The sequence below is a fragment of the Acinetobacter sp. ANC 4654 genome (assembly GCF_002135425.1).
Taxonomy (GTDB): domain Bacteria; phylum Pseudomonadota; class Gammaproteobacteria; order Pseudomonadales; family Moraxellaceae; genus Acinetobacter; species Acinetobacter kyonggiensis.
In genome coordinates this window covers 383,492-407,307 of record NZ_NEGL01000002.1, presented here as the reverse complement: position 1 = coordinate 407,307, position 23,816 = coordinate 383,492, and the positions used below count along the sequence as shown (strand labels likewise).

Sequence of the window (23,816 nt, the reverse complement as noted above, 5' to 3'; positions counted from 1 at the left end):
GCTACAGGCGGAACAGGCTCTACCGGTGCAACTGGCGATATAGGTGCAACGGGTTCTACAGGTGTGACTGGCGCTACAGGCGGAACAGGCTCTACCGGTGCGACGGGTGATATTGGCGCAACAGGTTCTACAGGTGTGACTGGCGCTACAGGCGGAACAGGCTCTACCGGTGCGACGGGTGATATTGGCGCAACGGGTTCTACAGGTGTAACGGGTGCTACAGGTGGAACAGGCTCTACGGGTGTAAGTGGTTCAGCTGATTTGATAACAGGAACTAAACTAAATTCTGATGCTGACTCTAATGGTAAATTAAGTCAGGGAGAGCTTCGGGATGGCCCAAATACAATAACGATTTCTTTAGGCCAAGATGCAAAAGCGGGTGACACGGTTATTGTCAATGGTACAAGCCACACATTGATCCCAGCGGATATCGTTGCTAAAGAAATTACAGTTCCTGTAACTGTTGTTGATGGGCTAAATTTTATTCGTGTAGACGCTAAGAATCCACAAGGTCAAACAGATGTAGAATTTAAATTTTTTGAAGTATCAGCGGGTAAATACATTGGCAATGTTGAGGTTGTAAACGATGCTAATCACAATAATGTTATTGATAATAGCGAGTTAGGTGCAGGCAATACCGTTGATGTGCGTGTTCAGATTGGTGCCGATGTTCGAGTAGGTGATGTTGTTACTTTGGATGGCATAAACCATACAGTAATTGCCGCGGATATAAGTAATGGCTATGTGGAGTTTAATAATGTTCCAGTCACACAAGGGCAAAAGGAAACACTTCAGGTTGAAATAAAAACGGGGGCAGGTGCTCTCTTAGATGATACTTCGAAGGATATCAGTGTCGATGGTGCAGCTCGCAATATTGTAGAGTCAATTGCCTTCCCGAATGATGCGAATGTGGATGGTACGCTCAATATTGTCGAAATGAATGGTAAAAATTATACAGCCGTTAAAATTACCTTGGGTACAGGTGCTAAAGCGGGAGACATCGTTGTTGTCAATGGTGACAAATATATTCTTAATGCAGCAGAAGTGGGCAGTGGAATACTCAATGTAAATGTCGCTGTACGAGAAGGTCAAAATCCAATTGAGGTCACAGCAACAGATGAGTGGGGTACTGTTGATCGTACATCTAATTCAATTATTGTTGATGTTTTACCGCCAGCCGTTCCAACGCTTGCCCCAATAGCCATTGATGATATTCCATTGCATATAGGCAATATTTCCGATGGCTCGGTGACCAATGATAATCGTCCAGAAATTACAGGTAGCGGACGGACACAAGGAGAAATCATAACGCTTTATGTCAATGGTATTGCAGTGACTGGAGCAGGAACCCCCATCATTGTGCAGGCGGATGGTAAATGGAGCTACACACCTACGACTGGTTGGCCAGATACTAATTATGACATTGCTTATACGGTGTCAGACAGCAATGGTAATGTCTCAAATCAATCACCAAAACTGAATTTTGAAATTGATACGCTTGCCCCTATAGGCGGTACAGTTGCGATTAATACACCAATCGCAGGCGATGGTGTGGTTGATACAGGCGAAGCGGGCACGAATATCTCGGTAACAGGTACAGTGACTATCCCTGTTGATGCAGTCACAACGAGCATCACAGTCACAGTGAACGGGCAAGATTATCAGGCGATTGTAAACACATTGACAGGGACATGGACAGCAACCATTCCAGGCAGTCAATTTGCCAAAGGTGCGGGTGATGTTCATGTAAAAGCTATATTTACAGATGCCGCAGGGAATGCATCCTTACCAGCCGTTGATGATGAACCTTATAGCCTTAATATTCCTGCCCTCTTAAGTGATGCCGTGCTTGCAGGCACAGGTGCAAACCCACCTGTAACAGGCAGTAATCTTAAAGCAGGTATAGGTTTGGGCATGAATAATGCCACAGAGCCAGTGACGGCTGTTGATGGTAATGGTAATCCAGTTCCACTGACTGTTGGTGGTGTACCGCTGGTATGGAGTGGTACAGGTACAAGTGCTGATCCATTTATTGCAAAAGCAAATGGTGTTGAGGCATTAAAAATTACCCTTACAGATGCTGGTACATACAGCATTGTACAAAGTCATAGTTTTGACCATAAATTAGCAGGTGCAGACAAGCTCACGATTAACATTCCAGTCTTGGCAGGCGGTCAGCCCCATGATGTACTGAAACTTGAAATTGCCGATGACGTACCGACTGCAACACCAGCTGCTAGTGCCAATTTAACCCAAACTGTGACACAAGGAGCAGATACGCTGATTGTGAGTACACCGCAAACCTATCGCGGTAGTGCCGTCGCAACGTTTGGTGGTGATGCCGAAGGCGCACATGTGAGTAAAGTCACTGTTGAAGGTGTGAATTTCACCTACGATGGAACTACGGTGGGTACACCTAGTTTTACGGGCACCAATGTCGTGGCTGCTCATACCGTGACGGATAGTTCAGGCACATCGTTAATTGTCACCACTGTCCGCGGTGAGACCATTACAGTGAATCTGAATACAGGTAACTATACTGTAGAGGTGACAGGTCAGGGCGTTGCAGTCAACGAAGCGCCTGAGGCGAAGATTAACTCTAGTGGCGGCTTGCTGGGTATTGTTGATGCGAATGCTTTGGGTGTTGTGGATTTAAGTCAAAATCAATTATTCAGTGTCAGTGATGCGAATGAAAACATTACAAGTGTTGATGTTTCATTATCGGCAGCTTTAGGGAGCTTTATTTCTAATGTACCTGTACTTGGTGGAATCTTTAACTTATTAGGATTGACTGGTTTACTTAATGCCGTAGGCGGTGGGCTGGCTGGTTTGTTATCTACACTTGGGTTAAGCAATTTAAAATTACAATGGTCAGTAGAGCTTGCTCAGGAATTAGGTTTAACTGTTACAACAGCAGGGCAAACAATTGATAATAGTGGTATTTTTGGAAGCAAACTCACCATTACTGCTACAAATGGATTGCCTGTTTCTAGTGAGGTATTAAATGAATTTTTAGGTACTGTTTATATTAATAATGCTGCTTTGGGCATTGATTTAAAAGTAGTGCCTACTTATACCTTGAAAGTGACTGATGCAAATACGTTGGGTGATACTGAGTCGGTAACTTCAGTATTAGGTGCAAATGTATTAGGTTCTACTAGCGCTGCAAATAGTTCTATTATTAAAGGGACATCAGCCAATGATGTTAATTTAGATCAAAGTAGCGCCACTTCTTCGGTTCGTATCTACGGTCTAGGTGGAGATGACACCATCATAGGCAGTAACTTTGCTGACATTATTCGTGGTGGTACTGGTGCTGATACGATTAATGGTGGTGCAGGCAATGACATCATTATTGGCGGTCAAGGTAATGACATTTTAACCGGTGGCTTGGGTCGTGACGTTTTCCGCTGGGAAGCAGGTGATCAAGGTACTGTGGGAGTGCCAGCAACCGATAGGATTAAGGATTTTGATATCCGTTCGGTTGCTCAAGGTGGTGATGTACTTGATCTTTCCAGTCTATTGTCTGGCGCGAGCCGTGTGGGAACGAACTCGGTAAACATTGGTCAGTATCTCTTCTTTGTTGAAAATGCGGGCAATACTGAAATTCATATCAGCAGTACAGGCAATACCGCAACGGCAGTCGATCAAGTGATTGTGCTTGAGGGTGTGACAGGCTTTGTAGGGCAGTTTGCCAATAAGGAAGACTTGATTTCGTACTTGTTGAAGTCAGGTAAATTAATTATTGGAGATAAAACGGTTGATCAAGCCACTTATGACTTAATTAAAGCTGATGATCATCTCAATATTGGCATTGAAATTAAAGATGGAGATGGCGATACCGATACACACAATGTGGATTTAATTGTCGGTAGTTTAGAGGATGCCAATAAATATTTACCAGACTTTGATCCAAACAATGTTGCACCAGAAGTGAGTGTCGAACTCAATCAGCTTTTAGGCTTGATTGGTGCAGATGCACTTGGGTTACTGGATTTAAGCCGTCAGGCCTATTCAGTGATTGATGTGAATCATAATTTACAGCGTGTTGAATTGGTCTATCAACCAGTGGTGAATGTGGGTCTAACCCGTGCTTACTATTCTGTGAGTGCAGAATTAGCAGCAGAGTTGGGCTTAAAAGTTGAATCTGTGACTAAGGGTGGTTTATTAAATCTGCTTGGTTATAGTAATACGCTCATCATTACATCGTTGGATGGCAAAACCATCAGTAATCTTGCCATGAATGAGCTATTAGCCGCAGTCGAGTTAAGAGCTGAAGATGGCACTTTGTTGACGGGGAACTTGCTGACAACCAATGTCCTAAACTCGGTTTCCCTCACTGCAATTGACAGTCAAGGCGAATCGGCATCAGCAAGCGGTGATCGCTTAGTTGACGTGAATTTGCTGGATCAATTCAGCAATGGTCAAGAATACATTTTCGAAGGCAATACTTTAGCCAATATATTGGATCATTCTACCAAAACCGAAAGTGTTCGATTATATGGCTACGATGGTGACGATACGCTGATTGGCGGTTCAGGCCATGATTTACTGCGTGGCGGAGACGGTAACGACATCTTAAATGGCGGGGCAGGCAAGGATTTACTGATTGGTGGATCTGGTAATGATACGCTCACGGGTGGTACTGGTGCCGATACTGCATTGTTTGAGTTATTAGATAATCTTGATACAAGAGGTGGCAATGGCACTGATACGTGGACTGATTTTACCCTCGGAAATGTAAATACCAATACCGAAGCAGATAAAATTAATATCGCGAGTCTCTTAGATGGTCATCAAACCGATGCAAATTTAGGTGATTATTTGTCGGTCAGTTTTAATGGCACTGATACGGTTATTCGCATTGACCGTGATGGTGGTGGTACAGCCTTTACAGGAAAAGTCGATTTACTGATCTTAAAAAATATCGACACAAATCTGCAAGATTTATTGAATAACGATCAAATTATCTTTTAGATTTTAGAATTTAAGGGATGCAAAAGGCACTTTGTAAATTGGTTTGCAAAGTGTCTTATAAGTTGATAAGGCATTAATTTAATGTATATTTTTGTGTTGATTATATAAATGAGGAGATTTTGAATTTAATGGAAACGCATATTCGCCTTAATATGATTGTCAAAAATGAAGCTCATGTTATTTTAAGATGTTTAGCCTCTGTAAAACCATGGATAGACTCTTGGTGTATTGTGGATACGGGTTCTAGCGATGGTACTCAGAAGCTTATTCAGGACTATTTAAAAGATATACCCGGACAGTTATATGAACGTCCTTGGAAAAATTTTGGCTTTAATCGTACAGAAGCAATTGAACTGGCTCAATCCAATGATTTACCGCATACGGACTATTTACTCTTTATTGATGCAGATGAAACCTTATTTACCGATCCAGATTTTAGCCTTCCCCCGCTAAAAGAGTCTGCTTATTATTTTAATGTGGTTTATGGCAGTTTGCGTTATAGACGTAATGCTTTGGTTTCGACCCAGTTAACATGGATTTGGAAAGGCGTATTACATGAATTTTTACACTCTGCATCGCCCCATGTTTGGCATACCTTAGAAGGCTTGAATATTTGTGTTCAGCATGATGGTGCACGAGCAAAAATTGCCGATACTTATTTAAAGGACATTGCATTACTGGAGCAAGGTTTGCAGGATGAACCTGATAATTTGCGCTATTTATTTTATTTAGCCCAGAGTTATCGTGATGCAAAATTATTAGAAAAAAGTCGTGAGTTTTACTTAAAAAGAGCCAGTGCAGGTGGTTGGGAAGAAGAGCGTTGGATGGCGCAATTTCGTGCGGCTCAAATGGCTGAACGTCTGGGGCTAAGTGAAGAAATTGTCTACAAAGAGTATCTACAAAGTTGGATTGCTCGGCAGCAACGCGCAGAACCACTATATGAATTAGCACGATATTATAGAGGGAAGAAAACTTTTGATTTGGCGAGTTATTTTGCACAGCAAGCTGTCAATATTAGCCTACCGCAAGATAAATTATTTGTGGATGCCAGTGTGTATGAGTGGCGTGCTTTGGACGAACTTGCTGTTGCAGCAAGTTATTGTGTTGCCTATCGTGATGCGGGTAAGGCAGCAATACAAAAATTGATTACAGACAATAAATATCCGATGTCACAAAAGGAACGTATTTTAGCCAATGAAAAATTTTTTAAATAAAATTTAATAAACCTAAAAACTATATTAACTGCCACTCATATTTTTTGTGGTGGTTAATCTATTATTATTTATGTTTTTAATTTTAATGTAGTTAAGCTAAAAATAAAATATTAATTTGCTAAACTATGAATAATTTTTATGCTGAATGTTATTCACTTAATGACTATTTAAAGATGAATTTATGCATTAATTGAGATGTTGGTAAATTCAATCTTGTTGTTCTATATTCTAATTTTTTAACTTTAATAAAGGGTTTATTTTTTATATTGTAAATTGTTGCAATTGGTTGGATTTTTTAAATGGGTTGTATGGTGTTTATATTGTGCTGATCCTGTTTTGAATTAATGTCTTATATTTAATATGGTTTTTATTTTTTCAAATGATCAACATGTGCTTGAGTCTTTATTAAATTAAAAATCAGCATGGGTGGAATGAGTAAATGTTTTAAGTATTTGATTTATATTAATTTAAATATGGTTTTAATGATTTTATATATTCATGTCATGGTTCTGAATAAGGCTGGAGAAGAAAATAAAATTGAATTTTAATGAGCATGTGGTGTGAAAATAATATAAATTTTATCAAAATAATTATGATGCTTAGGTCTTTTTTATTAAATGATATAAGTGAGTTTTTTTGCTCGATAAAATAAAATATTTTAATACGATGTTTGAGTGATGCTCGTTATCTAAAATGATTTGTACTGGATTTTAATCTGCTCTATTTTTTGTATTTGTTGTTATTCTAAGAGGTTGTGTTTTTTATGTTTATAATGAATTTTTATTTTTATTTTGGTTTAAAATGCAGGTGGAATAATTAAGAATATATGGTTAAATAAGAAAATCAATTTTAATTATAAATTACTTAATGATGAAAACAAGGGTTACAATAATTTTACTTTTGCCTTTTTATGTACCCATTGCATCTGTTCATGCAGAAACATCAACAGACTATTTAACTTCTGTGAAGAGTGGAATCAGTCAACTGTTTACCCCAAAACCGGCAGAAGATGTCAATAAAGTCAGTGTTCGCTCATTCAGTCATTTTCAATTAGATACTTCTCAAGTTCAAGAATTGCCGCAAGTGACCCTAGCCGTAGGGGCTAATGCTGTAAGGCAAAAACCATTTGCGGGTTATGCAACAAGCTTAAATTTTAATGAGGCGATTTTAGCGGTATTACAACGCCGACCTGAAATTACCCAGAGTATTGCGTCAGTCGCTGCTCAAAGTGCCTATATTGATGTGGCAAAAGCGCAGTACTATCCGCAACTTTCGGGTGGGATTGGCACTGGGGATTTAACTTCGGGGGAGCGTGGGCGGCAAGTACTGAGTCTTTCCGCGACGCAAATGCTGTATGACTTTGGGAAGGTTAAAACCTCAGTCAATGTTGAGCAAGCCAAACGATTACAAGAACAAGCTAAGGTGCTGGTGACGATGGATGATATGGCCTACCAAGTTGCCGATGCGATTGTCAATATCAAGCGTTATCAGGACATTGTGTTGATTGCAAATCAGCAAATCAAGGGCATTGGCCGGATTGCTGAAATTGCCAATTTACGTGCCAAAGCGGGTATTAGTAGCCAAGCTGATCCCATCCAAGCACAGTCGAATTTAGAAGCGGCACAATCGAATTTAATTATTCAACAAACCTACCTCGGGCAGTATCAACAAAAGCTCAGAACTCTGCTGGGTTATGATATATCCGCAATCCACTGGCAAATTCCAGAACGTTTGGTTAAAGATTCTGAACTGTATCGTGATCCAGAATTTAATCAAATTCCCAGCATGATGGTGGCACAAGTGGCGGTGGAAGTTGCAAAATTACAAAAGCAAAAAACCAAACTGAGCAATTATCCTACGTTGAACGTCAAAGGCTCTTTAAGCCAAGCCATTAATGGTCGAAACCCCAATAATAATGAAGATGACGGTTTTTATAATTCCATCATGCTAGAAGCATCGAGCAATTTTTATCAAGGTGGTGCAATCGCTTCGCAAACACGTGCGGCCAGTTATGCAGAAGAGGCAGCAAAGGCGCAAGTCAATACCACCTATCTTGAGGTGTTAGATCAAATCCGATTGATTCGTGAAGAAATTGAAAATAAACAAAGGCAAATCGGTGTGTTGGCGGCCAGAAAAGAAACCACGGTTCGTACCAAAGAGCTGTATCAAGAACAATATAAATTAGGGACACGCACAGTGGTGGATTTATTAAATGCAGAACAAGCGATTCACAGTGCAGCACAAGAAATTGAAGCCGCACGTTATGACATTTATAGCGCTATTGTGAGATATATCAGAGTCACGGGTCGTTCACGTGACCTATATGACCTCAATAATATTTCCATTCAAGGGTTTGAGGTGCAGCCATGAGTCATAGCATCAATTATCAACCGTGGCTGCAAGCGGTCTTCACCATTGCCAAGCATTATCGTATCGAGCCTTCTGAAGAACGTATTCGTTTGCAATTGGATTGGAATCCGAATCAGAGCATTGATGACATCTTGACCTTAATCACACGCCAAATTGGCATGAGCCTGCGCAAAGCCAGTTTTAGTGAAGATTTAATCAACCCATGGCGTCTGCCCGTGCTGGTTGAATTTCATAGTGGGCAAGTGGCGATTATTGACAAGGTCGATGTCGATGGCAATGCCAGTGTTCAGTTCAGTGGTGATCAGGGACTGGCGCAAATCTTAACGCTCGATGTACTGAAGGAAAATATTGGTCATGTTTATATTCTCCGACCTGCAAAGTCAGTGCCTGATGCGCGCGTCGATGAATATATTAAACCCTATGAAAGCAGCTGGTTTTGGTCGATTGTTTTACGCGACTGGAAGCGTTATGTCGATGTCATGTTTGCATCCATGCTGGCCAATATTTTGGCCTTGGCCACCATCGTTTTTTCCATGAATGTCTATGATCGGGTCATCCCTGCACAATCGACCACCACGCTTTGGGTACTGGCGGGTGGGGTGTTAATTGCGGCTATTTTTGAATTTAGTTTAAAAGTCGCACGGATTTATTTATCTGACATTATTGGTAAGCGTGCCGATTTACGTATTTCTGATCGGGTTTTTGGTCATGCCCTCAGAATTAAAAATAGTGAACGTTCTAAATCAACGGGGAGTTTTATTTCACAAATCCGTGAACTGGAGGGTGTGCGCGATTTGGTAACCTCGACCACAATCTCCGCCATTTCAGATTTACCCTTTTTCTTCTTATTTCTTGGCATTTTTTGGCTGATTGGTGGCAATTTATTTTGGGTGATGTTGGTTATTGTGCCTTTAATGATTCTTCCCGGTTTATTGGCGCAAAAACCTTTGGCTAAACTGGCCAATGAAGGGATGCGCGAAGGAGCGATTCGTAATGCCATGTTGGTTGAAGCGGTACAAGGCATTGAAGATATTAAATTACTTCGTGCCGAAGCACGCTTTCAAAACCAATGGAACCATATGAATGAAGCATCTGCGGATGTTTCGATGCGACAACGTAAAATTGTCGGGGTCATGTCGGCATGGACACAAAAAATCCAAGGCTTGGCTTTTGCTATTGTGGTTTTGGTGGGTGCTTTTGCAGTGATGAAAGGTGATATGAGCACAGGTGCTTTGGTGGCGTGTTCGATGTTGTCTTCTCGCATGTTGGGTCCAATTGCACAAATCACTGGGGTATTAGGACGTTGGCAACAAGCCAAAGTCGCAAAAATGGGTTTAGATGAGTTAATGAAAAAAGCAGTCGATCAACCCGATCATGCGCATTTAATCCATCGACCAGTGCTGAATGGGCATTATGAATTAACAGGCGTGGATTTTAAATATGGCAAAGATGATCCCAAGCCCAGTTTGATGATTGCGAAGCTTGAAATTAAAGTGGGTGAGAAAATCGCCATTCTTGGGCGTAATGGGGCAGGTAAATCGACTTTATTGCAATTATTGTCTGGGATGCAGACACCTGTGCAAGGAAAAATTAAATTAGATGGTGTAGAGCTAGGTTTGATTGATCCTTCAGATGTGCGTCGTGATATGGCGTTATTAAATCAGAACGCGCATTTATTTTTTGGCACGGTCCGCGAAAACTTAACTTTAGGCGCGCCTTTAGCCAATGATGAAGAAATTTTAGCTGCACTGAAAATCACGGGGGCGATTAACTTCGTACAAGAAAAGAAAGAAGGCTTAGACCACATTATTTTAGAAGGCGGTGTCGGTTTTTCTGGGGGACAAAAACAAGCCTTACTGTTGTCGCGCTTGCTGATTCGTCAACCGAATATTCTGCTCTTAGATGAACCTACAGCTTCCATTGATGATGTCTCGGAAAAACAATTCATTGAGCATTTAAAAGGCTGGCTTGGGCAAAAAACATTGCTGGTTGCAACACATCGTCGTGCTGTTTTGGAATTGGTGGATCGGATTATTGTCATTAATGACGGCAAGGTGGTGATGGATGGGCCACGGGATCAAATTTTGAACCAAAATCACAATCAACAACCACAAAAAGTGCATGTGGTCGGGGGCTAAATCATGGGCGAGAAAAAATTAGCATTACAACGTCCAATGAAGGTGGTGGAATTAGAACCACCACTACCAAAAGCAAGTATTTTTATTTGGATTATTTGTATTGGCTTATTGGTTATTTTGGCTTGGGCTTGGTTGTTTAAATTGGAAGAAGTTTCTACTGGAACAGGTAAAGTCATTCCATCGTCTAAAGAGCAAATTATTCAGTCTTTAGAAGGCGGTATTGTCACCAAAATGAATGTGCATGAAGGGGAAATTGTCACTCAAGGTCAAGTCTTGGCACAGTTAGATCCAACACGATTTGCATCCAATGTGGGTGAGTCAGAGTCATTGCTGATGTCATCCCGAGCGACAGCGGCGCGGCTACGTGCGGAGGTCAATGGTACAGCCCTGATTTTCCCGCCTGAAGTGTTATCCGAAACCCAATTGGTGCATGAAGAAACGGCTTTGTACCGTTCACGTCGTGCCAATTTGGAAGAATCCATTTCTGGTTTAGCGCAGGCTTTGGTTCTGGTGCAACAAGAATTAGCCATGACGGAACCTTTGGTTGCCAAAGGGGCGGCGAGTGAAGTTGAAGTTTTACGTTTAAAGCGTCAGGCCAATGAATTACGTAATCAAATGAATGATATACGCAACCAATATTATGTGAAATCGCGTGAAGAGTTGTCGAAGGCAAATACCGATATTGAAACTCAACAACAAGTGGTAAAGGGCAAGACGGATACCTTAAGCCGTGCAGTGTTTAAATCACCCGTCCGTGGTGTGGTCAAAGAAATTGATGTCATGACCATTGGTGGCATTGTGCCGCAAAATGGCAAATTGATGACGATAGTCCCTTTAGATGAACAACTGCTGATTGAAGCGAGAATTTCACCGCGGGATATTGCCTTTATTCATCCCGGACAGGAAGCCTTGGTCAAGATCACCGCCTATGACTATTCGATTTATGGCGGATTGAAAGGCAAAGTTACTATCATTTCGCCAGATACTTTGCGGGATGAAGTGAAGCAGGATCAATTTTACTATCGGGTTTATATCCGCACAGATTCAGACAAATTAAGCAATAAAGCAGGGAAAAAATTCAGTATTACCCCCGGCATGGTGGCAACCGTGGATATTCGTACGGGTGAGAAAACAGTCTTGGATTATTTGATTAAACCCTTTAATAAAGCGCAAGAAGCATTGCGCGAACGATAGGCTGCAATGTTTCATCAAATATTGAACGAGAACATGAATAACAATTGATGAGTAATCCAAAATTTTAGGCTTAACTCATCCGTTGTGACTTTTGAAAATAATGGATAAGCCTATTTGCTTTAAGTTTTGGTCATACAGGTTGAATGGTGGTTTGTTGCAACTTATCTAATGAATTTCATCAAGGAGATTTGAATGAGTGATCAAAAAATTGTAACTTTCACTTGTGGTTCTCTTTGCTTAATATTATTAATACTCAATAGAAAAAAATTATAGGTACTTTTGTGCCGAATCAAATTTTGTGATGAGCCGTGGCAGAATAAGAAAAAATTTAAAATTTTTTAGGGGTGAAAATGAGAAGATTACCAGTTTATTTATTACTCGATACATCAGGATCAATGATGGGGGAACCTATCGAAGCAGTCAAAAATGGTGTTGAGACACTGGTTTCTTCATTAAGACAAGATCCTTATGCATTAGAAACAGCGTATCTTTCGATCATTAGTTTTGACACACATGCAAAACAAATAATCCCTTTGACTGAAATTGCAATGTTTAACTCTCCACCATTACAAGCGACAGGAACAACACAGTTAGGCGAAGCATTGGTCTTATTGGCGGATAAAATTGAACAAGAAGTTCAAAAAACAACGCCTGAAACTCGGGGAGATTGGAAACCATTAATTTTTATTATGACGGATGGTGTTCCTACTGATGATTGGAAAAAAGGCTTTGAAAAATTAAAACAAGTAAAAACAGGAATGATTATTGCCTGTGCAGCAGGTCACAATGCCGATACTTCAATTTTAAAGCAAATCACTGAGGTTGTGGTCGAGTTGGCAACTGCCGATACCAATACCATCAAGGCATTCTTTAAATGGGTTTCTGCAAGTATTTCTACGGGCAGTCAAAAAGTTGATGCTGATCAGAAAGAAGTGAGTGGATTGAATGATTTACCACCGCCACCACCAGAAGTAAATGTTGTACTCTAATTAAAATTTAATAATACAAAGGAAATAATAATGGCCATCACATTAGCCAAAGGGCAAGGTTTAAGTCTTGAAAAATCACAACATAATTTGTCTTTAGTCACTATAGGTTTAGGTTGGGATATTGCAGCACAAAAGAAGCGTTTTTTAGGGGGATTATTTGGTGAGCAACCTGCCGAATATGATCTCGATGTGGTTGCTTTTTTATGTGATGCAAACGATACAGTCCGAGATGTTGGACGTGATGCGTCAGGAAATCCAACGCTTAAAAACAGTGATGTAATTTTTTTTAATAATTTAAAACATCGTTCAGGGGACATTTGGCTGACCGGAGATAATCGTACTGGGGCAGGTGATGGGGATGATGAACAAATTATTGTGAAGTTAAATTCACTGTCGAATGATTATCACAAGATTGTATTTATTGTTCAGATTTATGAGGGCGCTAAAAATAATCAGCACTTTGGTCAAGTGCAGAATGCATTTATTCGTGCAGTTGATGCTTCTGGTAAAGAGATGGTGCGTTTTAATTTGTCAGGAAAAGATCAATATGATCAACAACGTTCATTATTATTTGCAGAATTGGTTCGTGAAAGTAATGGCTGGAAATTTAATGCGCTAGGTTCATCTTCTGCATCTGATAATTTTGTAGAATGGTTAAAAAAATACGTCTAAAGAGATAAAAATGCGTCGTCTACCAGTTTATATTTTGCTTGATACCTCGGGTTCTATGCGAGGAGAACCGATTCATTCTCTCAATGTTGGGCTTCAGTCTATGCTCAGCGCATTAAGGCAGGATCCTTATGCTTTAGAAAGTGTACATTTGAGCGTCATCACCTTTGATATGGACGCAAAAGTATATTTGCCTTTAACGCCTTTAGATCAAATCCAAATTCCAGATATTGATGTACCGAATGTGGGTGCAACTTTTATGGGCGCTGCTTTGGAGTTGTTAACGCATGAAGTTCAGCAAAATGTTAAAAAAACGACAGACGAGCAAAGAGGAGATTGGCGTCCATTGTTATTCTTAATGACAGATGGTTCACCATCGGACGTTTATGCGTATCAACAAATTGTACCTGTCATTCAGCAATTAAACTTTGCCAGTATTGTCGCTTGTGCTGCGGGACCGAAAGCGAAAACAGAATTCTTATTACAGCTAACCAATCAGGTGGTTGTACTCGACACAATGGACTCTAATTCTTTTTCAAGTTTCTTTAAGTGGGTTTCAGCCAGTGTGGTTGCGGGGAGTAGCAGTGCTGGAGTGACTGACTCTATTTCTTTACCACCACCGCCATCGGAAATTCAGTTGGTTTTATAGTCCGTATTCAAAAGACATAGGCACCATTCATAACGGTCTTTTGAATATCCCAACACTTTATATTTGATTGATATAACAAAAACAACCTAGGTAAAAAATATGCGCCGATTACCCGTTTTTTTCGTCATTGATTGTTCTGAATCTATGGCTGGACAGCCTTTACAGGCAGTACAGGAAGGCATTGATTTTATCATGAGTGGTTTGCGTACCGATCCCTATGCTTTAGAAACGGTCTATGTTTCAGTGCTTGCTTATGCAGGAATTGTACGAACTTTAGTACCGTTGACAGAGCTTTTTGCCTATAGAAGTTGTGAACTTCCTTTAGGTGGAGGTACACATTTAGGCAAAGCACTTGATCATTTGGCTAAAGAAATTGAACGTTCTGTGATGAGAACGACGGCAGATGTCAAAGGGGACTGGAAACCGATTGTATATTTATTTACGGATGGTCGTCCGACAGATGATTATGAAGATGCGATTTCTCGTTGGAAAGCTAAATATGAAAACAAAGTGACCTTAGTCGCTATTGGTTTGGGGCAAGATGTTGATTTTTCCATATTAAAACGTTTAACAACACATTGTATTTCATTGACCCAGATTGATCATGAATATGTCAAAAGCCTATGTAAATGGATTAGTGCTTCTGTGGTTTCACAAAGTATTAGTGTTGGGAATAATCAAGAAAAACAAGATCTTTTGCCATTAGATGAGCGCTATATGCATTTGGCTAAAGAGAAACTTTCATTCCGAAAAGGTCAGGTTGATGATCGTACGGTGACATTTATAGGACGTTGTCAAAAGCTGCATCATCCTTATATTTTAAAATATACACGTCATTTACAGTATGGCGAGCTTTCTGATGTAAATATCAATTTATACAATTTTAAATTACAAACGTGTACAGGTATTTCAGAGGATTATTTTAGTTGGACAGATCATACTGCTGAAAAGCCTAAAATTAATACCTCTGTTTTAGAGGGCGGTTCTAATTGCCCTCATTGTTATGCTGAAACAGCTTTTGCAATGTGTGCATGTGGCAATTTGATGTGCTATGACGGATACAGTGAATTTGCAGTTTGTCCATGGTGTCTTCGTCAAATTAGTTTTTCTGCATCTGGGGAAGATTTTAATCTCACTCGTGGGCAAGGTTAAGGCATAAAAATAGCAAAATGGTTCAGACTGGGGGAAAGTGATGACTGAATTTAAATGTAAAATAAAAACATTGTTAGAAAAAAATGATATGGGATTGAATGATCAATTTATTCGCTATATTTCTACTGATGAAAATTTAGGACAATTATCCAAGTTATTACAAGCCTTGCGCCTTAAGCCAAAATCGGGTTTAGGCATCGGAATTTCCCAACCTGAAACAAAGCCAAATTTTGCTCAAGAAAAAGCCGCTGCGCCATTAAAATTGACCGAAATTGAAGCGCTTGAGATTGCCATCATGGAACCCATTCTTCAATCCAATGATGATCCTGTCAATACAGCAGAAAGCATACCCAATCTTTTTTTAATGCCAGAAGAAAGCACTAAAGTACCATCTGCGATGGTTTACTTAGAAGATCAACGTGAAACGGAATACCCACATTTAGATCAATCCATTGAAAATAAAATTGATGATATGGGCACGACTTTAAAGTCTCATTTCAACAAAACGGAATCAGTCGTAGATCAAGTCAATATTCAAGATGCTATTCACATAGATACAACGACACTCAATCAAAATAAAAATAGAGCCGAAATTGCGGATGTATTTAATAAAGTATTTGCAGATGACGTAAAATTTCAGGTCGAGAATGCTCGTGTAGGTCAACCGTACCAATCAAGCATTATGGTGATGTCTAAGCATGATCCTAAACAGATTACATTTAAATCAGACAGTTTTAAATTTGCTGAGCATGATTTTTATTTTGATGAGGCAACACAGACCATCCAAGGCAAACCTGAACGAGCAGAAGAACTGATCTTTTCGTTTCAATACGGGATTAAAAATGAGACGCGCACGGCAAAGTGCAAAATGAATATTATTCCTGATCCACGAACTTTATGGAAAGTACTGGAGCCTGAAGCAGAACAGCCTTTTATTAAAACGCATACAGAACAAAAAATGATACAGACTGAAGATTATAAGATCATTGCAGCCAGTCGACGTGGTCGCTCACATGAACATGCGGGGACATTTCGTGATGATGATTTTACCATCATGCATATTCCGAATAGTGCATGGTCAGTGATTGCAGTTGCTGATGGAGCGGGGAGTGCACAGTATTCTAGGGAAGGCTCACGTATTGCAGTGGAAATTGTGCAAAGTGAATTTCAGCGTTATTTACACGATTACACCATCGAATCTTTAAATGAAGATATCAAAAAATGGCGAGTGGGTAGTCAAGATGAGCAAACCAAAGTCATTGCACATAAATTGAATCAACAATTTTTTCATGTTTATTATGAAATTTATAAATCCATTATCACTCAAATAGAACAACACGCTCAAGACATGGGTGTGGCTGCTAAGGCCTTTTCCACAACTTTATTAATCGCGGTACTGTGTCACCAACCAGATAAAACGTTTATGAGCACTTTTTCAGTCGGGGATGGTGTCATTGCAGCCTATAGCGATGAGCTGGTTCGCATTATGAATGTCGCGGATGGTGGCGAATATGCAGGTCAAACCAAGTTTTTAGACCGCAGTATTGGGCAAGAATTGGGCGCTCGGATCAAAATTGGATGTTATAGCAATATTGATGCAATTATAGTGATGACCGATGGTATTTCAGATCCTATCTTTGAAACAGAGGTTGGTTTGGCAAACCAGCAAAAATGGAAAGACTTATATGGGCAGTTAGTTCCTTTATTACAAACTGAAAATGCTGCAAGTAATCTTTTGGAGTGGATGCATTTCTTTACTCCAGGCCATCATGATGACCGTACCTTGGCGGTACTTTGGAATAAAAATAAGGCAGAGTTGCTTCAGTAAAATAGTTTAAAGATGAGGTGAATACATATGTCTGCAAAGATTATTAAGTGCAACACTGTAGATGGTCGAGCAATTGAATTTGTTGATGAAGTGATTGCTTCAGGTGCAATGAAAGATGTTTATTTTTCCCCTGACCGTAGTTATGTGGTGTGCTTTTTCAGTAAAGAAAAAAATAAATTTTATGAATCAAAAGCAGCATTAGAACAGCAAAAAGATCGCTTAAAAGAAATTGTGGGCAATAAATGGAATGGTATTTTTAATGGTGTCGGTGGCGATTATTGGAAAAATATCTTTTGTTGGCCTGATGGACTCATTGAGTACAATGATTTGTTAGGAATTACCGCGCCTACTTATAAGAAATATTACTTTTTTGCTTATGGTTCAAAAAATAACGATTTTTTAAAAATCAAAGGAAAGGAAAAAGAAGGTAAGTGGTTTGCGAGTGCCAATAACCAAAACCGCTTTTTAGATGAGCGCGAAAAGGGAAGTTGGCTGAATTACCTGAAAATCGGTATTTTAATTTCACGGGCTGTACGTCGAATGCATGCTGCTGGTCTAGCACATTCGGATTTATCTTATAAAAATGTACTGATTGATCCCGTTACAGGCAGCGCTTGTGTGATTGATGTAGATGGTTTAGTCGTTCCGGGGAAATATCCGCCTGATGTTGTGGGTACACCTGATTTTATTGCACCTGAAGTGGTGATGACCAATCATTTATCTAAACAGGATCCAAAGCGGTTTTTGCCCAGTATTGCAACGGATAAACATGCTTTAGCTGTGCTGATCTATATGTATTTGTTATACAGACATCCACTGCGCGGTGGCAAAATTCATGATATGGATGATCCACAAAAAGATGAAAATATTGGCATGGGGGAAAAAGCATTATTTGTTGAACACCCAACGGATCATAGTAATCAGGTGAAGTCTAATCAACTGAAATCATCACAATTGCCTTGGGCTGATCCCAGTCAAATTTCATATCAAGTCACTGGACCCTATTTAACAGAATTATTTAACAAGAGTTTTATTGAGGGTTTACATGAGCCAAGTAAACGTCCATCTGCCAATGATTGGGAAACAGCCTTGGTTAAAACGGTCGATTTAATCCAACCCTGTCACAATCCAGCATGTAGTCAAAAATGGTATGTATTTGATAACACAACTCAGCCAAAATGCCCATTTTGTAATACCGCTTTTATCGGTAAATTACCGATTTTGAATCTTTATTCAGCACGTCAACAAGGGAATTATAGACCCGATAATCATCGTTTAATGGTTTGGACAGGACAGTCTTTATTTGCATGGCATGCCAATAATATGATTGCACCCAATGAGCGTTTAACATCAGAACAAACGACACGTAAAGGGTATTTTGTCTTGCATAATGAGCGTTGGTGGTTAGTCAATGAGGGTCTTACAGATTTGACGGATGTGACAACCAAAACGGTGATCCCGATTGGAGGTAAAATTGAACTCAAAAATGGCGTTCAAATTTTACTTTCAAAACAAGAGGGTGGCCGTTTGGCTGTCGTACAGATGGTTGAAGCTTAGCGTTAAAATGTATTGAGCATGAATTTATCTTGGATAGATGGTTGAGACTTACATAAACCAAAAGTTTTATAGCGTAATAAAATCATTTCTGCCCAATTACGATGGGTCGCTGGTTCTAACATGGAGCCGTGGCTTTTAAATACACTTTTAGCATCTTTCGATAAAATTTGCTCTGCTTCATGAAATTCTTCGCTATTGATTTGAAAGGCGCGATGAATATATTCAATTTGCGAGGGATGAATGGCCGTTTTGGTATAAATGCCGTTATTCATATCTTGGCATAATTCATCCATCAGCAATTGCGTATGGTCAATATGTTCACAGACTGGTGAACTGAGTTGAAAGCCAGATGGAATAAATAAGCCTGCCAATTGTGAAATTAACATGCCCACTGGCGTTTGGTAAATTGTGCTGTTTTTAGGGCGGCGTAAATGCAAACAGGACAACAGATCATTACCGCCAATTCTTAGACAGAGGGTTTTATGAAAGTCATATTTGAGTGCTTGATTAAGCTCCATATTATGCCCCATATCAAAAATTTCTTTGGTTTCAAGCGTTGGCATCAGGTTAATGTTGGGCGGTAGCACGTCCATCCACTGTTTTAGATCGTGCAGCGTAAACTTGGGTAAAATCATGCCACTGTAGGTGTGATTTAAGTCCCAATCGACAATGTGTTTCGCCATTTCAATATTTCTAGGGCGAATAAAGAGCGCAGGTGCTTTTAAGTTTGGTTGCTCTAAGCGCTTTTGTAATAAGTGCTTTAAGTTGACCATTGCAGTTTGTACATCTTTTTCCAACACGGCATCTTCTAAACAGACCGCAATCGATTTTAGTATTGGAAATTTAATGCCTTCAGTAACGTTCCATAATTGCTCATGGGTTGCAGGAATGTACATGGTTGCACCCAGTTCAATCGCATGTTGCAGTTGTTTCATTTATTTTTCTCGACTTTTTTTATCAGAGTCACTGCATGATATGGACCTAATTGGGCACCTAAAATATCTACGGGAATATTCTGTTCTTTGGCAAAATGGAGTAGCAATTGTACATGCGGATTGGAAGGATCACGGATTAATATTTTTTCAGGAATGCGTCTTAATACAGCACGTGTGGCTTCTGCAATGCTGGGTTTAATATGATTAATATTTTTAATCATATAGGTGTCAGAAATCCAATCAATCGTGTCTAAACAAATTTTTTGTTGTTTGAGTCGAATGTGATTATTCCAATCTGCCAAATCGCTATGCGGATTCTGCTGAATAAGATTTAAAATTTTGTCTATAAACTCGACGGAAATATCATGCTGAGCCAGATGTTGATAAACTAAACAGCTATGCCAATTATTTGGATCGGAGCAATTTCTTTTTGCCAGATCGAAATCGATGGTGTCTTTTAAAATCGTCCGTGAGATTAAACCGGAAATCACAGATCCTAGAATACCAAACGGAATTAGCCAATCCTCACAGCTGGCACTTAACCATGAATAGCCACCTAAATCGGCTAAGGTGACAAGGCGTGGAATTTCCCATCCAGCATCAAACAATGCTGGATAATCTGCTAAATTTTGGGTCAATTCTCGACAAATTGCGCCTTTACCCGTCCAGCCATCGACAAAAACAATATTTTCCGCGCCATGTTGCTCAATAATGGTATGTAAGGCGGCAAAGTCGATGCCGCGATCACGAATAATACTAATACCGTAATGTACGCACTGCTGATGTTTTTCAATATAGTGTTTCAGTAGTACCCCTAAAGGAACACCTGCCCGCACTAAGCTAACCAAAATAATTGGTTGATTTTTAAATCGGCTCAGCAATGAGTTGCCAATCTTTTGCACATCATTAGCCAGACGTTCAGCACCTTGCTCAAAAGCGTATTCGAAATGTCGCATTTGCTCATCTGTAGGCGGATGCTCAACACTAATCATTTGGGAGTAATGTTTTTTACCTGATTGAATCAGGTATTCTTTTTCAGCGACTGGTGTCGGGTCTATTTCATCAATATTGAGCAAAAAGGTCACATCTTCAGGTCGATAAGAGCCATGGAAACCCAGTGTTTTAAGACTAGATGCTAACGCATGGTTTTTATACATGTCCTAAATATCCTTTTGCATGATGATCTTGTACTAAATTTTGGATTAAAAACTTATCGAGCTGACTATTTTTAGGCATACCAAACCAATCACAGCAGCCTAAAAAGCCTGCATCAGACAAACTGTCGCCCCAACCTAAAATGGCACGTTCGCGATTTGGGTCATATTTATTGATAAAAAACTCAACCGCTTTTTGTTTAGACACAAATTTGGGAAGAATGGCTAAATTATTGCCATTGATATGGACATAGCAGTGTTCAAGTACTTCAGCAGGTAAGTGTTCAATCATTTGGTGCAGAAATAAAGGTGCAGGATCATTTTGCTTGGCAACGGTATAAATTTTCCCACCATTTTCTTGCATCGTCCACGTCCGAATTGAACCAAATGGTTTGGCATAATCGAGCAATAGCGCTGGTAAATTACTCAGTAACTCATCCAGTTCAGCTGCCGCCTTGTGCTGGATTTCAAGCCATTCCTGATCAACCTGTTGATCTGCCGCTAAAATAGTTCCACCATGTGAACATACCGCACCATGCAGAAAAGGAAGATGTACGCGCTGCAAGCCTGCAACTGAGCGTGCAGTCACAGGAATAACATCTGCGGATGCCAACAGCCAATTTACAAAAATTTGCTGTTTGGGAAGCATATAAGACAGCGGCTCGCCAAATTGATCTAGTGTGGCAATTTTATGTAGTGGTGTCGGGGTACTTTTACGATTTGTTTGAAACAGCGTGTCATCTAAGTCAACAAAAATTAACGGCTTAGGATTCATAACTAATAATTTCCAAATTCTTTATTTGTTCAAACAGGAGAGGGTCAACGCTATTCTGTGCTGTTTCAATGACCAATAAAACTCGATCAAACTGTTGATGTTTAACGTTATAGGCATAGTTATTAATATTCAGTCCGTAATTGTCTTTAAATGAACAAATACTTTCAACGGCATGACCTTGCTTGATGGGAGAGCGTGTGGTTGAGCTGTAATAAACTTCAGCCCCTTGCTGCTCTAATTGCTCGGCAATCAGAAATGGAATCCAGCTAAACTCCCCTGAACCTAAGACCAAGATTTTTTCATGAGGCAGAGGTGGTTGAATATTTTGCCAAGCGCTACAATTGAGAAAGGTCGGTTCGCGTCCCCAATCATGAGGGGCAATAATTTTTTGTGCTTGCTGTTGGGTTGAACTCACATCGGGCATGTCAATGTCAATAGGTTGTTGGTTTGGCTGCCACTGCCAATGACCATGTAATAATGACACCACTTCAACAGGAATCCCTAAGTCATCAGTGACTAAATGTTGTTCCGCCCAATTGACCAAAGTCACCAAAATAATCCGTTCTACCTGTTGTAAACCCGATTTTTTCAGGCTCAAGATTAAATTTCTAAAGGTCTTTCCTGTTGAAATTTCATCATCAATTAAAATGAGCGTTTTTGATGCAATAATATGTTGATGCTTAAGCGGATCATGGCTAGATAAAATAAATTGATCTTGTGCATGGCTATGTTCTTCTAAAAACAAACCTAGCGTAGGCAATGTTTCAACCGGATGCCGCGTGGTGGTTAAAAAGAGGGCATTTTGCCCAAAATCTTGTTTGAGTTCGCGATAAACACCTGCCCCTAAACCCACTGCGGTCTCTGCCATACCAATCACACTAATGGGGTAGGGCAGATCTTTAGGAACGATTGCAGCAAGGTCTTGATAACTTCTTTGCATAGTCGACGGTGCAACAGGGATATGTTTTCCAAGAACTTTAGAAACAAATAAAAATGCACGTTTGGGATTAATTCTTTCTGCAAAACTGAGCAGATCATCCAATTTCCATTGTGGATGATGCTGATTCACAGTCACACTAATACGACCACGACTTAAATCAATATGTTTTATCAATGCTTACAATCCATTTTTATACTTTGTGTAATGGGTAAAACTTGAACGACGGGAACCAGTTCAGTGTGTTGCAGTGTTAATTGCAATTTTTTAGCAATTAATTCTGCAATTAAATTAATACCCGTATGTTGTGTATAGGCAAAACCGCCTGCGGGACGCGGGTTAATTTCTAAAATATGCCATACCCCCAGATCGTCTTGCTTAAATTGAATATTGATCAATCCATCACATTGGAAATGTTGCACCAGAATTTTGCAGATTTCATGACAAGGATGCTCGATATAGCATTGCTGATAAAATTTAAATTTAATTCGAGTCACTAAGGCTAAAATTTGCCCATGGCTACAGGCAATATCCACAGAACATTCTTGTCCCGTTAAAAAAGGCATAATTAAATATTCAATAGGTTGATCTAATTGAGCATAGGCTTCTATAAATTGTTGCGTATTACACTGCGTATTGAGTTGAAATTGCTTAAAATATGAAACTTCATTGCGCAGTTGGACAAAACCAGAACCATATACGCCGTACACAGGTTTTGCACAAATATGTGAATATTTTTTTTGATAATCAGCAATTGCTTGCTTTAATCCAACAACATGATCCACTTTTGCAGCAGGAATGTTCGGTAAGTTTAAAGCTTCACAAATTTCTCCAAATAGGAATTTATTGTTCATGTTTTCATGCTGCGCTATGCCAGTGGCACCTGTCACCAGTTGAATATCATGCCGAGCAAATTCTTCACGAAATTTTTCAATAAATTGACTGTGTTTTCCACAAAATAGCAGTTGAATGGAGTGCACTTTACATTGTTCTAAAAGCCAAGTTGCGCTGTCTTCAACGGGAGGTTGTTGAAAAAAATGATCTGCGTGCAGTTTTAGTTCAGGGCGTTGCTTACTATGAGAACAAAAAATTGTCAGATGGGCAGTTAAATTTGAGCGTTTTAATAATTGAATAATGTCATTTTGACAGGAATAACTTTCAGCAATCCAGATGTTGTAGTGCGATTTCACAGTTGATTTGATCTCAATTTTCTTGAATAACAAGTATTAATTTGTGCTTTTGATATATACCGCGTCAGGAATATATAATTTTTCATGC

At 39.7% G+C, this 23,816-nt stretch carries 16 protein-coding genes; 11 read left to right on the top strand and 5 right to left on the bottom strand.

What is annotated here, in order from left to right; genetic code table 11:
- From B9T24_RS17020 to B9T24_RS05805, 11 genes are all read left to right on the top strand, one after another.
- On the top strand, positions 1-4,977 hold a 4,977-nt coding region (locus tag B9T24_RS17020; RefSeq protein WP_143223737.1), incomplete at its 5' end, for a beta strand repeat-containing protein.
- Positions 4,978-5,105: 128 nt separating this feature from the next.
- Positions 5,106-6,191, top strand: a complete 1,086-nt coding sequence (locus B9T24_RS05850) for a glycosyltransferase family 2 protein (RefSeq protein ID WP_086164914.1) — start codon at positions 5,106-5,108, stop codon at positions 6,189-6,191.
- Between the two features lie 867 nt (positions 6,192-7,058).
- The gene (locus B9T24_RS05845) at positions 7,059-8,561 is read left to right on the top strand and encodes a TolC family outer membrane protein (RefSeq protein ID WP_086164913.1); all 1,503 of its coding nucleotides are present in this window, start codon (positions 7,059-7,061) and stop codon (positions 8,559-8,561) included.
- On the top strand, positions 8,558-10,699 hold the full coding sequence (locus B9T24_RS05840) for a type I secretion system permease/ATPase (RefSeq protein WP_086164912.1): 2,142 nt from the start codon (positions 8,558-8,560) through the stop codon (positions 10,697-10,699). The genes B9T24_RS05845 and B9T24_RS05840 overlap by 4 nt, the downstream gene beginning before the upstream one ends.
- A 3-nt stretch (positions 10,700-10,702) precedes the next feature.
- Complete coding sequence (locus B9T24_RS05835) at positions 10,703-11,893, top strand: HlyD family type I secretion periplasmic adaptor subunit (RefSeq protein ID WP_086164911.1); 1,191 nt, start codon at positions 10,703-10,705, stop codon at positions 11,891-11,893.
- A 350-nt stretch (positions 11,894-12,243) separates the two neighbouring features.
- Entirely contained in the window at positions 12,244-12,882 is a 639-nt protein-coding gene (locus B9T24_RS05830; RefSeq protein WP_086164910.1) for a vWA domain-containing protein, read from the top strand.
- Between the two features lie 30 nt (positions 12,883-12,912).
- On the top strand, positions 12,913-13,554 hold the full coding sequence (locus tag B9T24_RS05825) for a TerD family protein (RefSeq protein ID WP_086164909.1): 642 nt from the start codon (positions 12,913-12,915) through the stop codon (positions 13,552-13,554).
- Between the two features lie 10 nt (positions 13,555-13,564).
- A complete protein-coding gene (locus B9T24_RS05820; protein WP_086164908.1) occupies positions 13,565-14,200 on the top strand; it encodes a vWA domain-containing protein in 636 nt (211 codons plus the stop codon).
- Between the two features lie 99 nt (positions 14,201-14,299).
- On the top strand, positions 14,300-15,352 hold the full coding sequence (locus B9T24_RS05815; RefSeq protein WP_086164907.1) for a TerY-C metal binding domain-containing protein: 1,053 nt from the start codon (positions 14,300-14,302) through the stop codon (positions 15,350-15,352).
- 40 nt (positions 15,353-15,392) lie between these two features.
- Positions 15,393-17,180, top strand: a complete 1,788-nt coding sequence (locus B9T24_RS05810) for a PP2C family serine/threonine-protein phosphatase (RefSeq protein WP_086164906.1) — start codon at positions 15,393-15,395, stop codon at positions 17,178-17,180.
- Between the two features lie 27 nt (positions 17,181-17,207).
- Positions 17,208-18,737 carry a helix-hairpin-helix domain-containing protein gene (locus B9T24_RS05805; RefSeq protein WP_086164905.1) on the top strand — a complete coding sequence of 510 codons (1,530 nt, stop codon included), beginning with the start codon at positions 17,208-17,210 and terminating at the stop codon, positions 18,735-18,737.
- Positions 18,738-18,739: 2 nt separating this feature from the next.
- Here the strand turns inward: B9T24_RS05805 and B9T24_RS05800 are convergent, their stop codons facing one another.
- The 5 genes from B9T24_RS05800 to B9T24_RS05780 are packed head-to-tail and all read right to left on the bottom strand — an operon-like array spanning position 18,740 to position 23,728.
- A complete protein-coding gene (locus tag B9T24_RS05800) occupies positions 18,740-19,672 on the bottom strand; it encodes an HpcH/HpaI aldolase/citrate lyase family protein (RefSeq protein ID WP_086164904.1) in 933 nt (310 codons plus the stop codon).
- Positions 19,669-20,829, bottom strand: a complete 1,161-nt coding sequence (locus tag B9T24_RS05795; RefSeq protein WP_086164903.1) for a cysteine protease StiP domain-containing protein — start codon at positions 20,827-20,829, stop codon at positions 19,669-19,671. The genes B9T24_RS05800 and B9T24_RS05795 overlap by 4 nt, the downstream gene beginning before the upstream one ends.
- Positions 20,822-21,601 (bottom strand): HAD family hydrolase, encoded by a 780-nt coding sequence (locus tag B9T24_RS05790; RefSeq protein WP_086164902.1) that lies wholly within the window; start codon positions 21,599-21,601, stop codon positions 20,822-20,824. Before B9T24_RS05790 ends, B9T24_RS05795 begins: the two co-directional genes overlap by 8 nt.
- Positions 21,591-22,715 (bottom strand): phosphoribosyltransferase domain-containing protein, encoded by a 1,125-nt coding sequence (locus B9T24_RS05785; RefSeq protein ID WP_228145690.1) that lies wholly within the window; start codon positions 22,713-22,715, stop codon positions 21,591-21,593. Before B9T24_RS05785 ends, B9T24_RS05790 begins: the two co-directional genes overlap by 11 nt.
- Positions 22,712-23,728 carry an ATP-grasp domain-containing protein gene (locus B9T24_RS05780; protein WP_086164901.1) on the bottom strand — a complete coding sequence of 339 codons (1,017 nt, stop codon included), beginning with the start codon at positions 23,726-23,728 and terminating at the stop codon, positions 22,712-22,714. The genes B9T24_RS05785 and B9T24_RS05780 overlap by 4 nt, the downstream gene beginning before the upstream one ends.
- Between the last annotated feature and the right edge of the window lie 88 nt (positions 23,729-23,816).